At 60.0% G+C, this 15,349-nt stretch carries 14 protein-coding genes; 6 read left to right on the forward strand and 8 right to left on the reverse strand.

What is annotated here, in order from left to right; all coding sequences use genetic code 11:
• Positions 1 to 548: 548 nt before the first annotated feature.
• The 3 genes from MKI88_RS17110 (at position 549) to MKI88_RS17120 (ending at position 4,724) form a co-directional block, all read left to right on the forward strand.
• Positions 549 to 3,254: a TonB-dependent receptor domain-containing protein gene (locus MKI88_RS17110; RefSeq protein ID WP_241632763.1), complete on the forward strand. Its 2,706-nt coding sequence runs from the start codon at positions 549 to 551 to the stop codon at positions 3,252 to 3,254.
• Positions 3,255 to 3,330: 76 nt separating this feature from the next.
• The gene (locus MKI88_RS17115) at positions 3,331 to 3,987 is read left to right on the forward strand and encodes a hypothetical protein (RefSeq protein WP_241632778.1); all 657 of its coding nucleotides are present in this window, start codon (positions 3,331 to 3,333) and stop codon (positions 3,985 to 3,987) included.
• Positions 3,984 to 4,724, forward strand: a complete 741-nt coding sequence (locus tag MKI88_RS17120) for a PepSY domain-containing protein (protein WP_241632764.1) — start codon at positions 3,984 to 3,986, stop codon at positions 4,722 to 4,724. Before MKI88_RS17115 ends, MKI88_RS17120 begins: the two co-directional genes overlap by 4 nt.
• A gap of 14 nt (positions 4,725 to 4,738) precedes the next feature.
• Here the strand turns inward: MKI88_RS17120 and hutC are convergent, their stop codons facing one another.
• Positions 4,739 to 5,548, reverse strand: coding sequence for a histidine utilization repressor (hutC, locus tag MKI88_RS17125; protein WP_241632765.1), 810 nt, complete (start codon positions 5,546 to 5,548; stop codon positions 4,739 to 4,741).
• Between the two features lie 776 nt (positions 5,549 to 6,324).
• Here hutC and MKI88_RS17130 point away from each other — a divergent pair.
• A complete protein-coding gene (locus MKI88_RS17130) occupies positions 6,325 to 7,797 on the forward strand; it encodes a GDSL-type esterase/lipase family protein (protein ID WP_241632766.1) in 1,473 nt (490 codons plus the stop codon).
• Here the strand turns inward: MKI88_RS17130 and MKI88_RS17135 are convergent.
• From MKI88_RS17135 to MKI88_RS17145, 3 genes are read right to left on the reverse strand one after another with little or no spacing between them, the layout of a single operon-like run.
• The gene (locus MKI88_RS17135) at positions 7,770 to 9,608 is read right to left on the reverse strand and encodes a carbamoyltransferase (protein ID WP_241632767.1); all 1,839 of its coding nucleotides are present in this window, start codon (positions 9,606 to 9,608) and stop codon (positions 7,770 to 7,772) included. The two genes, MKI88_RS17130 and MKI88_RS17135, sit on opposite strands and share 28 nt — an antisense overlap.
• A gap of 13 nt (positions 9,609 to 9,621) precedes the next feature.
• Entirely contained in the window at positions 9,622 to 9,771 is a 150-nt protein-coding gene (locus tag MKI88_RS17140; RefSeq protein ID WP_241632768.1) for a DUF5989 family protein, read from the reverse strand.
• 12 nt (positions 9,772 to 9,783) lie between these two features.
• Positions 9,784 to 10,227: an SxtJ family membrane protein gene (locus tag MKI88_RS17145; protein WP_241632769.1), complete on the reverse strand. Its 444-nt coding sequence runs from the start codon at positions 10,225 to 10,227 to the stop codon at positions 9,784 to 9,786.
• Positions 10,228 to 10,839: 612 nt separating this feature from the next.
• Between MKI88_RS17145 and MKI88_RS17150 the strand changes: the two genes are divergently transcribed.
• Positions 10,840 to 11,280, forward strand: coding sequence for a hypothetical protein (locus tag MKI88_RS17150; RefSeq protein ID WP_241632770.1), 441 nt, complete (start codon positions 10,840 to 10,842; stop codon positions 11,278 to 11,280).
• Here MKI88_RS17150 and MKI88_RS17155 read toward each other — a convergent pair.
• Positions 11,261 to 11,911: a response regulator transcription factor gene (locus tag MKI88_RS17155; protein WP_241632771.1), complete on the reverse strand. Its 651-nt coding sequence runs from the start codon at positions 11,909 to 11,911 to the stop codon at positions 11,261 to 11,263. The two genes, MKI88_RS17150 and MKI88_RS17155, sit on opposite strands and share 20 nt — an antisense overlap.
• Positions 11,911 to 13,665, reverse strand: coding sequence for a sensor histidine kinase (locus MKI88_RS17160; RefSeq protein WP_241632772.1), 1,755 nt, complete (start codon positions 13,663 to 13,665; stop codon positions 11,911 to 11,913). Before MKI88_RS17160 ends, MKI88_RS17155 begins: the two co-directional genes overlap by 1 nt.
• A 385-nt stretch (positions 13,666 to 14,050) precedes the next feature.
• Here MKI88_RS17160 and MKI88_RS17165 point away from each other — a divergent pair, with 385 nt between their 5' ends.
• Positions 14,051 to 14,539, forward strand: coding sequence for a nuclear transport factor 2 family protein (locus tag MKI88_RS17165; RefSeq protein WP_241632773.1), 489 nt, complete (start codon positions 14,051 to 14,053; stop codon positions 14,537 to 14,539).
• Between the two features lie 212 nt (positions 14,540 to 14,751).
• Here the strand turns inward: MKI88_RS17165 and MKI88_RS17170 are convergent, their stop codons facing one another.
• On the reverse strand, positions 14,752 to 15,141 hold the full coding sequence (locus MKI88_RS17170; RefSeq protein ID WP_241632774.1) for a type II toxin-antitoxin system death-on-curing family toxin: 390 nt from the start codon (positions 15,139 to 15,141) through the stop codon (positions 14,752 to 14,754).
• Between the two features lies 1 nt (position 15,142).
• A partial coding sequence (locus tag MKI88_RS17175; RefSeq protein ID WP_241632775.1) for an AbrB/MazE/SpoVT family DNA-binding domain-containing protein occupies positions 15,143 to 15,349 on the reverse strand: 207 nt, incomplete at its 5' end.

Consider the following 15,349-nt stretch of genomic DNA (forward strand, 5'->3'; position numbering starts at 1 on the left):
GCAGCGCCGAATCATCTGCCGACGACATGATTTTCGCAGCTTTAGGACTCGAACCGATCCGATAAAAAGTCCCAGGGTATCAGTCATGGTATCGCGTTGCGATGACCCTCAAGAAATGGCTGTTTTCTGAGCTAGAAGCACTTGTTTTTGGGTCGTGTCCCTGATGATGGTGTAGCTCGGTGGGAGCGCGCTGACAGCGCTTGCAGCGAGCGCGCTGCGGTTGACGAATGAGCTATCGCGTCGGCGAACAACCCGCTCTTGCTATTTCCCTCTCACTTGGCCTCTCACGGCAATTTTGAAGCGTGCGAACACAAATGGTGCATCAGGCAGGCAGCCATGCCTGCGAGTGTTTCAGAAAATCGTAAGAAGATGGAAAAAAATTTCGTCCTCTTTGAGGGGTAAGGCATTTGGCTGCGTATTATCAGGGTGCGGTGCAACCTGCGATAATCGATATAAGTCATTGAAAAAACATCAAAAATCTGGGTTGACCTGTATATACAACTCGTGGTCTCTGTCCCCAACTAGAAGACGGGACAGGGAGCAATCGCATGAAGAAGAGGACGGCGCTGCTACTCGGCGCGACCATTTTAGGGGGACTTTCGACGTCCGCTCTGGCGCAGTCGCAGGGTTCGGCGAACGATACCGCCGAGAGCGCAAGCAGCGGCGCCGGAGAGATCATCGTAACGGGATCGAGGATTCGCAGACAGGACCTGGCAGGCGTCGGTCCAGCTACGGTCGTTTCGGCAGAGCAGATCGAGAATACCGGCGTTGTGAACATCGAGACTGTCCTGCAGCGGCTCCCCGCCAATGCCGGCTTCGCGGGCAACCAGAGTTCGGCATACTGGACCAACAACGGTTACGGCACCGCGCAGGTCAATCTGCGCGGCCTCGGTATCAAGCGCACGCTGGTGCTGCTAAATGGCCGCCGCCTGGTCGCAGGCGGCACCGGCGCCAACTCGTCGCCCGATCTCAACATGATCCCGGTCGTCGCGCTCGCGCGCACCGATGTGCTGAAGGACGGGGCCTCGGCGATTTATGGCGCGGACGCAATGGCCGGTGTCGTTAACCTCGTCACCCGCGCCGATTATGAGGGGCTGGGCGTCAGCGCGCGCCACGGTATCACCGAGCGCGGCGACGGCTCCGACTTCTCCGCAGACCTGATCTGGGGCATCCGCAACGACCGCGGGGGCTTCATGGCGGCGGTCACCTATCAAAAGACAAGCGCGGTAAACATGGCGAGCAGGGCTCCCTGCTCTCTCGCAGAGACCACACCGGGCACGCTCTCGTGCGTCAACAGCGCCTCGACCATTGGCGGTCGCGCGGTGCTGCCCAATGGCCAGCAGATCAACTTCAACCAGGTTCCGGGTGGCAACGGGAATTTCTACGAGCCGTACAGTGCTGCCAAGCACAATTTCAATTCGGCGCCGTTCCTGAATGCGGTGAGTCCGGTCGAGCGGGTCAGCACCGCCTTTTTTGCTGACTATGATGTCACCGAGGATATCGAGGCGTTCGGCGAATTCCTCTATACCTTCCGCAAGTCGAACCAGATCGCGACGCCCGGCACGCTTCGCAACCTGGCGATTTCCGCAAGCAACCCGACCAACCCCACGGGCCAGAACATCGTCCTCATTCAGCGCCGGCTTGCCGAACCGGGGCCGCGCCAGTTCTTCCAGGAAACCGATACCTGGCAGGGCACGATGGGCTTTCGGGGCAAATTCGCCAATGACTGGGCGTGGGAAATCGCGGGCAGCTTCGGGCGCAACACCGCGGTCGATGGCTCGACCAACATCGCCAATCTCGAGCGCGTGCGCAACACGATCGACACGAGCAAATGCAGTCTCGCCGCAGGCGCCGCCATCCCGTGCGCTGACTATCTGGGCTTTGGCGACCTGACACCGCAGGTGCTCGACTACATCCTTTTCACGTCGCGCGATCGCGGCGGCAACGAGCTTGCCACCGTCACCGCCGATCTGACCGGCAGCCTCTTTGAACTACCCGCCGGCCCTGTCTCGTTCGCGACGGGTGCCGTATATCGCAAGGAAAAGGGCTGGCGCGATCCCGATCCGTTGACCGTGCTCGGCGTCGCCAATACCAACCAGCAGGATCCGATCTCGGGATCGAGCACCGCCAAGGAAGCTTATCTCGAACTTTCGGTACCCGTGCTTGCCGACGCGCCTTTCTTCAAGGCGCTGACACTCGACGGTGCGGTGCGCTATTCGAACTACAATCTGTTCGGCAGCGACTGGAACTACAAGCTCAGCGCCGACTGGATGATCAACGACGATATCCGTCTGCGCGGCACTTATGGCACTGGCTTCCGTATTCCCAACGTCCCCGAGCTCTTCGGCGGCGTGTCGGAAGGCAATCTGACGACGACCGATCCGTGCAGCCGCTATTCGACCAGCGGCAATGCGACGCTGATCGCCAACTGCCAGGCCTCGGGCGTGCCCGCCAACTATGTCCAGTTGGGCACGACCATCCTGACCACCGTCGGGGGCAACGAGGATCTCGAGCCCGAGAGTTCGACCACTTGGACGATCGGAACGGTAATCCAGCCGAAAGGCCTGGTCCCGGGCCTGTCGCTTACTGCGGACTGGTTCGATATCGACATCAAGGACGCGATCCGCGCTATTCCGGGCTCGACCAAGCTCGCGGTCTGCTATGCAAGCACCAATCTTTCGAGCGAGTTCTGCGACGATTTCACGCGCAGCTCGCTGACCGGCGAGGTCACCTTCCTATCGGCGCAGCCGATCAACACTGGCCGCGAGCAGATGAACGGGCTTGATTTGGGCCTCGTCTACAACCGCACAATCGGCGACGTTACGGTGTCGCTCGACCTCAATGTCACATACCTCAACAAATATGTCGTGCTCCCCTTCCCGGGCGGCGATCCGATCAACTTCGACGGCTTCATCGGCGGCGGCAATGGCGGCTATCCGAAGTGGCGCGGCTATGGCGTGCTGACCGCCGAGAAGGATGGCTTCAGCGCGACCTGGTCGACCCAGTGGATCGGCAAGGCGACCGACTTCAACGCGTCGCCCGGCGAGATCGGCTACGAGACGCCCGATGTCTTCTACCACAACGCGCAGCTCGCCTTCGAAGTGGACGAGAAGACCCGCTTCCAGATCGGCGTCGACAACATCTTCGACAGGAAGGCGCCCTATATCCAGAGCTTCACCGATGCTAACACCGACACCATGACCTACGACCTGCTCCGTCGACGGTTCTATGTCGGTTTCCGTACCGCGTTCTGAGGCAAGGAAGAAGGTCTTGGCAAAGATACGCTGGCCGCTCGTCGTCAGACGGACGCACAAATGGATTGCCCTGTTCATGGGCTTTCAGGTCGTACTCTGGACGCTCACGGGTTTCTACATGGTGGTCGTCCATATCGACACGATCCATGGCGATCACCTGGTGCGCGCGCCCCTTGCCCGCCCCTATGAGCTTGGGGGCCTCGCGCCGCCATCACGGATCGTGGCGGCGGCTCCGGGGACCTCAGAAGTGCGGCTCCAGCGCCATTTCGACAAGCCCGTGTGGCGCGCCGAGACGCCTGAGGGGCCCGCGCTCTATGACGCAAAGACGGGCAGCCGTCTCGCGCCGCCGGGCGAACAGGACATCCGTGCGCTCGCGAGGCGCATCTACACGGGGCAAGGGAACATCGTTGCGGTCAAGCTGCTGACCGAGGCGCCCCAGGAGATGCAGTCGCGCAAGCCACCCTACTGGCAGGTCGAGTTCGAAGGCTGGAACCGGCCGACATTCTATCTGTCGCCGGCGACGGGCGAGCTCCTCTCGCGGCGGCACGCACTCTGGCGTGTGTTCGACTTCGCCTGGATGCTCCACATCATGGACTATGACGAGCGCACCAACGTCAACAATCCGCTCCTTCGGGTCGCAACCTGGAGCGCGTTTGCGATGGCTGTGAGCGGCGCCTGGCTGCTCATCTGGTCTTTCCCGCGCCGCAAGAAGAAAAAGAAGGCCACGGCATGAAACGCATCCGTCTCTCAGCGCTCCTGTTCCGTCGCATCCACAAATGGGTGGGACTGATACTGGGGCTCCAGTTTCTGCTCTGGGCTTTGAGCGGCTCGGTGATGGCGCTGCTCGATATGGACGAGGTCGGCGGGCATGACATGGCGGCGACGCATGCTCATCCCCTGCCGCTCGATACGGGGTTCATCGATCCGGCGAAGATTGCGGGGATCGGGCCCATCTCGGAGGTGACCCTGCGCGATCTCGCAGGCCGGCCCGTCTATGAGCTTCGTACCGAGAAGGGAATGCGGCTGGCTGACGCCATTGATGGAACACCCGTCACTATCGACGCCGATACAGCGCGCTCGGTCGCGTCGATGATGAACGAAGCTGCCATCCGCGGCGTCAAAGTCCTCTCAAAACCCAATCTCGAGGCGCGCGAGCATAAGGGAGCGATGTGGCGCGTGGATTTCGCGGACAAGGCCAACAGCAGCGCCTATGTGTCCGCCGAAACCGGTCGCTTCCTCGTCATGCGCGGCGATACCTGGCGGACCTGGGATTTTTTCTGGATGCTCCACAACATGGACTATGTGAACCGCACCAGCTTCAACCACCCGTTCATCATCTTCGTCGCTTTCGGCGCGCTCTGGCTCTCCGGAACCGGATTCTACCTCTTGTTCAAGAGCTTCAGTCGAGCGGATTTTCGTTGGTTGCGCCGCCGCCGTGCAGTCGCCCCAACGCCCGTGACCTATGTATAAGCGTTACGGAGCGGTCAGGAGGTCGGCACCGAGAAACTTGCCGAGAGCTCGAAGCGGCTCGCCGGATGGGTCAGCCATGCGTGCGAGACCAGGCGCGAGCGGCTCCATGTCTGGCGAGTGAGACGAAGCACGGGCTCCAGGTCCACCATGCCCAGCAGTTCCCGAGTGCGCTGATCGGGCATTGCTGCGCAGACCCGGTGCTCCACGCGCTCGAGCGGGGCGATCCTCGTCAGATATTCGTTGGGGGTGGTCCGTGTGAAATCCATGTTTCCATAATCCGGTGCGATCGAGGCGAGCACGAGACGTTCCTCGAGCTGGATGGGAAATTCGGCCTCGTGGTGAACGATGACCGAGTGAAAGATGCGCGTGCCTGTGGAAACGCCCAGAAGCGCTGCGGTTTCGGGCGTCGCCTTTTCTCTCACATTCTGCACCACGCGCGCCCGATAATCGTGCCCCCTCGCGCGCACCTCGTCGGCGATATTGCGGATCTCAATCATGTGACCGATGGGCCTGGGCTCGGCGACAAAGGAGCCGCTGCCCGTCCGACGCACGAGCACCCCTGCGCTCTGCAATTCGCGCAGCGCTCGATTGGCGGTCATTCGCGATACTCCGAAACGGGATACCAGTTCGGCTTCTGAAGGGACGCGGTCGCCAGACTTGAGCGCCCCCGTGCCGATCGCATCGGTGATGAACGTCTTGATCGTGGCGTAGCGTGGCGGACCCCCTGCATGTTCAGCCGCTATATCGCTGTCGGGGCCGTCGCCAGCCGCGCCGGTCGTTGCGCTGGATCGATGTCTTGCGGGAGCGGCTGCGGTCGATTTCATGGCCTGTCTATACAATCGCGATCCGCGATAAGCCATGGCTTCGCGAGCCGCGACCGGCGGATTTGAACCACAACGGCGACATGACGATAACCGCCGCTGTGGCATCGATGCAGATGGCACGGCGGCACTCAATCATTACTTGGTGATGGCCGTGATCTCGCCAGCGCCGTCCTTCAGCGCGAGGATAAGATGACAGATCCATCCGGACCCGAGCCATGGACCTGAAAAACCGACTTGGCCAAATTGATGCCGACTGTGCTAATCTCGTTCACGGACGCCTCCTGCAGTGGTGTTTCAACACCTCCACTTTGGCACATCGATGCCGTCAGGGGGCGTCCACCCCAACGCTTTGAGGAGGCATTCGACAGGCGGCTAACGACCGGGATGTCGGCGAAAGCTGCCTCCTTTGAAGCTGGCCTACAATGACGGCAACGCGCCCAGCTGTTGCCGCTCAGCTGGGCTGACAGCCGAAGGCTACCGCTGGTCCGTCGAGCCGGCGATGCATCGCTCGACCAACTTCAATTGGGAAGTATTCGGTCACGCCGACGCCATTACCAGTCTTGCCATGCCGTAGGATCGCACAGCAACGCTGATGTTGGTTCAGCAAGCAGCAGCGATGCCAGAAGGCAAGATATCCCGCAATCTGGCGTGCGTCGCGGCCAAATGGCGACGGCGTGCCCACTTCGGCCCTTTGGACCCAAGCGTCTCGTTGATCCCGCAATCGGTCAATTTCTATGACGTTTGTCATGCCTCGGAAGGGTGAGGTCGATCGACGCATGAAGGCGCGCGAGCTGAAGCAATTGCACTTAATCTTGCATTTTTGCAGCGCCTTGGGATCGAGTTCGATGGCATCACGCGCACAACAAGTGAAAGCTCTGCCACCGCCAAGTCGCAGGCTCGCTCTCGTCCTTTGCCTGATACCCGCCTGCTATCTTGGGCTCTACGGGCTCTACGGGCTCGCACATTTCGCCGACTACGGATCCGATCTGCCGCGATTTTTGCGTTACGCCGCCGCGCCCCTGGTGCTGTCCGCGCTGTTCATCGCGAGCGGGGCATTGTTGCCGACGGTGCGAAGTAGCTGCATTGGCCTGGTGGCGTGTGCCTCGCTCCTCGGCCTGTTTGCGTATGAAGCCGTCATGAGCGCCAGATTGTTGCTGGTCATTGCTGGCATGTTCGGCACACAGATTCCGGGGAAAGAAGATCCTGTCAACGGAAGCGCTGGCCTGCCACCCGCCTTCACGACAAAGCGCATGAATGATGAGCTTGGGATCACTCGGCTCGACCAGGCCGTTCTCGGAGGCTTGCCCTCCCGGAACGTCGTCATGTGCGTGAGCAACGGAAAACCGGTCTTCTACAAGGCCGACCGGTTCGGCTTCAACAACCCCGACGAATTATATGAAGCGCCTGTCGACACCATCGTCATCGGCGATTCCTTTGTGGAGGGGCATTGCCTTGATCGCGACCAAAGCATGGTGGGTCGACTTCGCGCACGACGCCCGCACAGCATTGGCCTTGGAATGCGTGGCAGCGGCCCACTTTTCGAACTTGCGCTGCTCGGCCGATTTGCGCTGCCTTTGCGCCCGAGGACGATTGTTTTCGTCTTCTTCGAAGGTAATGACTGGGAGAATCTGCGCGCCGAAATGACTCAGTCCTGGCTCAGGCCTGCGCTTACGCCCAATGCCGATTTTGGCAGCACCGACTTGCCACCCGTCATGATTGATCGAATGACCGCCGTCATAGATCGTTGGCGCAGACTGCGCCCATCACTCTGGGGTGTGATCTGGAGGAACAATTTCGCGCGCAACTTCGTAGCCCTTAATCACTCAGCGCGCTTGTTGGGACTTGCCTATCCTAAAGTCGCGCCGGACGAGCCCGGATTTGTCTCGATACTGGCCCGTGCGAAATCCCTCGCATCTCAAAGCGGTGCCCGGCTGATCCTGGTCTATATTCCACAGGTAGACCGGTATGAAGGGTTTATCGATCAACAATTTGTCTATGATCGGCTGCGCGAGCGGGTGCTGCGTGGCGCGGCGCAGACTGGGATAGAAACGATCGATCTCGCCGAAGAATTCGATCGCCATTCGAATCCGGCTGAACTGTTCGCTCCCGATGCCCATTTGAGCGAGGCGGGAGCCGATCTCGCCGCCGAACTGATAAACAAAGGGATCTCGCTACCGCCTCGCAATGCTCTCAAGATTGCGCGCGGGACGCACTCCGGCGCTCAATCCATCGCGAAGCTGTTGCGGTAATCTCGCGCAAGGCCTGGATCTTGGTCCTCCTTGCTCAGCATGCAGTTGCCTACGACCAGTTGGTCGATTTCGGTGCCCATGAAGCAGTGAAAAGCATCCTCGGGTGAGCAGACAATGGGTTCGCCGCGCACGTTGAAGCTGGTGTTGACGAGGATGGGGCAGCCCGTCCGCTGCTTGAATGCTGACAGCAGCGCCCAGTAGCGCTCATTGGTCTGGCGATGCACAGTCTGGATGCGCGCCGAATAATCGACATGCGTCACCGCCGGTATTTCCGACCGGCAGACATTGAGCCTCTCGATTCCGAACAAGGCGTTCTGGGAGGACGCCATCTCGCGACGCCTGGCATTTGCGACGTCGGCCACGAGCAGCATATACTGGCTGTCAGTATCGAGATCGAACCAGTCGGCGACATCCTCGCGCAGCACCGACGGTGCGAACGGCCGAAAGCTCTCGCGATATTTGACCTTGAGATTGAGGATCTTCTGCATCGAGGGGGACCGCGGATCGCCCAGTATCGAGCGGTTGCCCAGGGCACGCGGACCGAATTCCATGCGGCCCTGCATCCATCCGACCGCCTTTTCCTCCGCGAGCGCATCCGCGGTGCGAGCGATGACCTCGTCATTTTCGACAATCTCGAACCGTGCGCCCGCACATTTCAGACGTTCCACGATTTCCGACTGTTCAAAGGATGGTCCGAGATAGGAGCCCGACATTGCGTCGCGTTCCTCATCGTCGATGCGCCGTCCCTGATCCAGATACTGGTGCCAGACGCTTAGCGCAGCACCCAGCGCGCCGCCTGCATCCCCGGCCGCGGGCTGGATCCAGACATCGTCAAAGATGCCCGAGCTGACAAGCTTGCCATTTGCGACGCAGTTCAGCGCTACGCCGCCGGCAAGGCACAGATTGCGCTGCCCCGTCTGGTTGCGGGCCGACCTCGCCAGTCGTAGCACCGCCTGTTCGGTGACGAGCTGGATCGAGGCGGCAAGGTCCATGTCGCGCTGCGTGAGCGGGTCGTCGGGCTGGCGGGGAGGGCCGCCAAACAGCGCTTCGAACTTGCGCGAGGTCATGGTGAGACCCGTGCAATAGTCGAAATAGTCCTGGTTCAGCCAGAAGGACCCGTCCGAATTGAGTTGGATCAGGTTGTCCAGGATCGTCTGAGCAAAACGAGGCTCGCCATAAGGTGCCAGCCCCATCAGCTTGTATTCGCCCGAATTGACCTTGAATCCCGTATAATAGGTGAATGCGGAGTAGAGCAGTCCCAGCGAATGTGGGAAATGGATCTCCCTGAGGAGCTCCAGGCGGTTGTCCTCACCCACGCCCACCGAAGTGGTGCACCATTCACCGACGCCGTCCATTGTCATTACCGCCGCGCTTCTGAAGGGCGATGGGAAGAAGGCGCTTGCGGCATGCGACTGGTGATGCTCGGTGAAGAGCAGCGAGCCGTTCCAGCGCTCACCGCCGGGCAGTTCCGCAAGTGCCTCGCGCAGCATGTGCTTCTGAAAGAGCTTTTGCTTAATCCACAACGGTATCGCCATGTTGAATGACGAGAAGCCTCGGGGAGCCATTGCGAAATAGGTTTCCAAGAGCCGCTCGAACTTCAGATAGGGTTTCTCGTAGAATACGACGTGATCAATGCCTTCGAGGCCGCATCCCGCCTCAGCAAGGCAAAAGGCTGCCGCCTTTGCGGGAAAGGCCGAGTCATGCTTGCGGCGCGTGAAGCGCTCCTCCTGCGCTGCGGCGACGACCCGGCCGTCTCTGACAAGCGCTGCGGCACTGTCGTGATAGAACGCCGAAAGCCCCAGGATCTTCATGACCGCTCGACCTTCAAAAGACCGTATAGATGAAGGGAGCAACCGCCGATCCCTGGGTCAAGATGAGCAGGCCGCCAAAGGTGAGCATCACGCCGAGGACAGGCAGTAGCCAGTATTTTTTGCGATGCCCCATGAAAGCCCAGAGTTCGCGCAGCATTTCCATAAGATAATCCTTTCAGAACTGGCGGATCGCAGTTTCGGGTTTCGGCCCTGGAGGGTCGCGGTCGACCCAAGTCGATGTCGTCCGGCCGCCCGGGCGGAGCCGTAGCGCATCACGACCGCGCAGCCGCATGACCAGTGCAATGGGTGTGAAGATGATGCCGAACATCAGGAGCATCACCACCGGGTTGACGATTCTGGCGAGCAGAAGTCCGAGGCCAGTCCACATGCGATTTGGCAGTCTGAGCGCCGTGGGTAGCAGGGCGGCAAGCACGATGAGGACGATTCCGATCGTTGCCACGATCAGCGTGGACGGCGTCTCACTGCCCACCCAGAACCAACGAATGGCGGCGATCGCCGTTAGAATGCCGCCCACCGTAAAACCGAAATTGCGCTCGGAAGGTCCGCGAACGACCGCGTGCTCAGCGAAACGCTCATGGAGTCCTTCCTGGTTGCCCATATTCAGGCACTCCATTTTGTCGGCCCAACTGTTCGATGCATGCCGGATCATTGAATCGATGGCTGGAGGCAATACTTGTCGCCCCCCAACGTGATACCGGCGAGCACCCTGCGCTAGCCATAGAACATTTGGGGTTAGCCCCGCTTGGCGCGGTTCCGGGGATGTTGAGCACGGCACGAACAGTGGACGCGAGCAATAACCCCACTGTAGCGGCACTTCATAACAACTTGGATTCGCACGATTTATCGATCATATGGCGGATCGCAGCGCATGTACCTGTCCCGGGGTGTAGCCCTTCGAGACCATCAGCCGATCAGACTGACGTACAAAAATGGTAATTGAATCAATGCTCTATGATGCATCCGTAGGATGAAGCCGATCGGACCTCCCGGCGGATGATGACGAATGTCATATGTCATCCCTCGTCAGACCTATAACGGTCGCCCCGAGTTGAAATCGCGTTTCACTGGCGTTTCATTATCATCGAACCCCGGAGCTCCCGTTCCGCCGGTCCGATCGCGCACTGCGACGGCGAAGGATAAGACAGCCATGCCAACCACGCGAAATGGTGATCCTTCGACCTGTCGCCCTCGCGTCGTCAGGCTCTGACCCATGCACGCGCTTGCAGTTCTCGAGATCATTCCAGGGAATCCGGGCAGTCCGTGCATCGACTTGCTCTGCGCTGCGTATCGCGCGAGCGCGCAAGGTCTCATAATCCTCGTACTTCACGATGTCTCGCCACGTGCCGTCGACAATGCGCTCGACGATCTCGTGCGGCGGATGCCGCTTGGCATACCCGGTCTTCGCTATGTCGACATCCGCAGCGGGGAGGCGATAGGCGAGGCGCTGCGCTCTACCGATCTCGTGCTGGCCGCGACGCGCGAATTCAGGTCTTGGGCGGAGGCATTTGGTTTCAGCCGCCGTGACGGCCGCACGGGATTTGCCGGCCTCGAAATTCTTGTCAGACCCGTTGGTCGCTTCGAAGATAGGCCGGTCGCACTTTCGCTTTCGCCGCTCCAGACGCCCGTCGGGCTCACGGTATCTGCTCATTGAGCACCAGTGCCGTCAGCGCGGTTCGATTGCGGATGTTCAGTTTCGTGTAGATATTGTGCAGGTGTATCCGCACTGTCCCGGCGGACAGGCCAAGGGCCTCCGCGATCTCATTGTTCGACTGGCCTTCGCAGACCAACGCCACCAGTTCACGTTCGCGCGTGGTCAGCATGTCGTTGAGGGATCGGCCGCGATGCGCCGAACTGGCCTGGCGGGAGAAAGCCCGCTCCACTAGTTCGTCGGGCAGTTGCTTCCTTCCTTGTGCTACACCCCGAAGGCAATGAACCAAGGCTTCGGGAGCGCTCTCTTTCAGCATTATGCCCCAAACGCCCGAAGCGATAGCCTCGATCACCTGCTTGTCGCTGATGACTGCTGTCAGGATGACAACGCGCACGGACGGCGCCTCATGCGCCAGCGCTTTGAGCAGTTCGAGACCGCCAAGCTCGGGCATCGCAAGGTCCAGGACTGCAATATCAGGCCGCTGTTCGCGAATGAGCGTCAGGGCCGTCGAACCATCCAATGCCGTTGACACGACTTTGAAATCGCGCTCCGCCGCGACGATGTCGCTCAATCCCTTGAGCAGAAGCGGATGGTCGTCTGCAACCAGCACCGATGTCGTTTGAGAAGCGGCCATCACAGCGCCAGGCGTATGTGCATCGTCAGCCCGGGGCCTGACGTGTCCAGTCGAAACTGTCCGCCAAGATCATCAACACGCGCACGTATCGACTGCGGCTCGGCAACGCTTGTCGATCCGGCGCCCGACATGCCCTTGCCATCGTCGCATATGGAAAGCCTGAGATTCTTGCCCGAAGAGCGCACCGCAATTCGTATGTTGTGCGCATCGCCGTGGCGCGCAGCGTTCGCCGTTGCTTCAGAGACCATCTGGCATATTTCCGAAGAGAGCTTGCTCGAAACCATGAGGTCGGCCGGCGACACGTCTATGTCCAGTGCGCAGTGCCATTGACGATTAAGTGGATAGGCAATCGCGTCGAGCTGGGCGCGCAGTTCATGCTGCTCCGGGTCCGATGAGGGACGGGTGCTTTCGACAAAGCGTCTGATGCGACGCTGTTGCTCCTGAAGCAAGGCGCCAATCAGACCTATCGTATCGCGCATCGATTCGGGCACCTGCTGCATTGCCAGACGGATCTGCAATCCCGCCGCGGTCAGGTCCTGAAGGACACTGTCGTGAAGATCGCGGGCCAATCGGCCGCGTTCTCGCCACCCCGCGGCAGTCGCAAGCTCGCTCATCATCGCGAATTGCTCGAGTTCGGACGCGATGCGTTCGGCAACGATCTCGGTCAAGGAGATCATGTCGTCATTGGGATAGCCAGGATCGATAACGAAAACGCGACCCCGGTAGCGCTGCGCGTTGAAGGGGGCACTGCAGCATGGCGGCTTTTTCCGAGCAATGTGAACGCGGTCGTGCCTGAAGTTGCGCGCGACCGGTTCCGGCAGCCCGATGGCATCGAGGAGCGATCCTTGATGGAAGCCTGCCTGAAGTGGACCCGACGAGAGAAGGCGCGCGCAATCACGATGCGAAATGTCGACGAAACAGCACCTAAAGCAATCCCAATAGGCTATCCGGCCCATTGGCTCCTCGCGATCATTCCATACGACAAGCAAGGGTAGATCGCCGAGAACCTTCGATGCATGACGCAGCGATCGTTCAAGCCAAGCCTCACCGCCGTCGCCCGCGGCCTCGATCGGCCACGCAGCGAGTTGTTCGAGCCGGCGTCGGCCCCGTTCGCGATAGGATGCAAAATAGCCGAGCATAGCCGCTGCAACCAGCGCATAGCACGATCGCATGATAAGTGCGTTCAGGTCGGACTTGCTCGGATCATCATAAGGCCACCCCACTGCCATCAGGAGAATGTCAAGCATTAGTGCCGTCAGCAGCGCGCCCGCAAAGCCCCAGCGGATCGCCGAATTGATGAGTGCGAAGCTGAAGAAAGCCAGGAACGGGCTCGACAGCTCTCCGCTGAGAAAGGCAAGTACGCCCAGCACGATGATGTCGATGGCGTGAGTGACATAATGCGCACGGCTGTTGAGCGCTTCGCGCGACGGCGCCAGGACTAGGAAGCCGGCATAGATTACATAGGCCAACAGGACGGCATAGGTCTCTTCGGCATTGCGGGTCGGCTGGATCGGATCCAGATAAATCGCGAGAAGGGCAAACGCTGAAGAAATGAACCGCGCCAGACGAATGAGCCGTTCCGGTTGTAGTGCATAAAGCCTGTCGGCGAGCCGATCCCAGCCATGTGCCTCGGGTTCGATCCAGCGTTGGTCGCCTTCGAGCGCGACAGCATCGACTGATTGATCCGGTGGATTGGCAATCACCCGTTCTGGATGCCCCGTCGCTGCTGCCGTGGAACCATGGGCCTGTGTCACCTGGGCACCTCACTGGATCGCGTCACCGCACCACTGCGTCCTGTGTCTTGCAAACACAATATATCGAACGTTCGCACATGCTATGCTCACCCCATCCCCGCAGCAATCATCGCAATGTATCGCAGTCGTTCTCGTCCGACGCGATGCTTTAGATGCTTCAGAGGAGTGGGCGGGTCTTTAGGACAGCCGGGATGCCTCTGCGATCCCAACCCCGGCTCCGCTGAACAGCCACATAACGGCAGCCTCCTTGGGCCGTGATCATTGACTCTGACTTAGCAGAGGTAGAACGTCCGCGCGTTCGGCACTCGGCCGGGGGAGCTAGTGTCTGCCGATCCTGCACCCTTCCCTCCGTTGCGTTCACCCTGCAATATCAGGAGGACTCGATATGGTGGAAGTTCATACATTCCGTCGCGCCGGGATTGCGATGGCAGCGTCGCTATCATTGTTTGGCGGCGCGTCTGCTCTGGCCGAAGACAATCCGCGCGTAGCAGCTGAAGTCATGGAATTGGCGCGCGCGCAGTGGGCCGCGGAAATCGCAGGAAAATCAGCGGCGGAGCAAATGGCCTCCGTTGCAGATGACTATACAGAGTTCAATCCCGACTATCCCACGCGCATTGATGGCAAGGCCATGGCTGTAAGGATGACCGACGTCGTTCCGGGCGACAAATCCATGTTCGGCGACATGCAAAATCCCAAGGTCCAGGTCTATGGGGATGCTGCCATTCTCACCTATAACTTCGCGGGGATCCGCAGAGACAAGGACGGAAAGATCAATCCCAATATAGCCAAGTCAACCCGCGTCTACGTACGGCAGGGAGGCAAATGGATGCTGGTCCACGCCAATTTCGCTCCGGTGCCCGCACCCTCGAATTGAGATCATTTCATCCCTGGCCAAGAAGGTCGCAAGTGCCTTCTCGTCCAGGGATGGCAGTCCCACCGACTTCGAATTTAGCGATCGAATTTAGCGATTTCCGCTGAAAACGGTCCTACTGCTGTCGACCCAGTCTCGTTCACTCTGGCCAACGTGAACTGACGGCGGCTTTCGGGAGACGGAGATCCCGCGTTGAACGTCCGGGATGTCGGCGGTCAGGTTCGTCTGGTCCTGAACCACTCGGCTAGTTCTTTTTCGCCGAGCTCGCCAGCTGCGAGTTGCAAAACCGCGTCGATGGCCTCCCCGGGCCGAAAGGCGATGCTGATGTCATTCAAGGTGAGGAAGAGGCGCGCAAGCACCCAGGCGGTACGCTTGTTACCATCGGTGAAGGGATGGTTGCGCGCCACGCCATAGGCGTAGGCAGCCGCTAGCGCGCAACAATCGGCTTCGCCGTAAGTCCATTGATGACGTGGGCGAGCGAGAGCAGACTCCAACGCCGATACGTCCCGAACACCTACCGGCCCGCCATGTTCGGCAAGTTGGCGATCATGGATTGCAAGGGCAAGCTCGGTCTCGATCCAGACCGGCTCCAGTGGTTTGACCACGTTATTTGGCCAGAACGCGCAGGATATCGCGATCCTCTCGCATGATCCGCTCAGCCATGGCCATTTTTGCCTCGAAATCCGGATTGGATGCAGTGATCCGAATGCCGTCAGGCGTCTCCGACACATAAATCGTATCGCCAACCCCGGCGCGGAGCTTTGCGAGCAGCTCCTTGGGCAAAACGACACCGGCGGAGTTGCCGATTTTGGT

Origin of the sequence: Sphingomonas sp. LaA6.9 (genome assembly GCF_022601895.1) — a bacterium.
Taxonomy (GTDB): domain Bacteria; phylum Pseudomonadota; class Alphaproteobacteria; order Sphingomonadales; family Sphingomonadaceae; genus Sphingobium_A.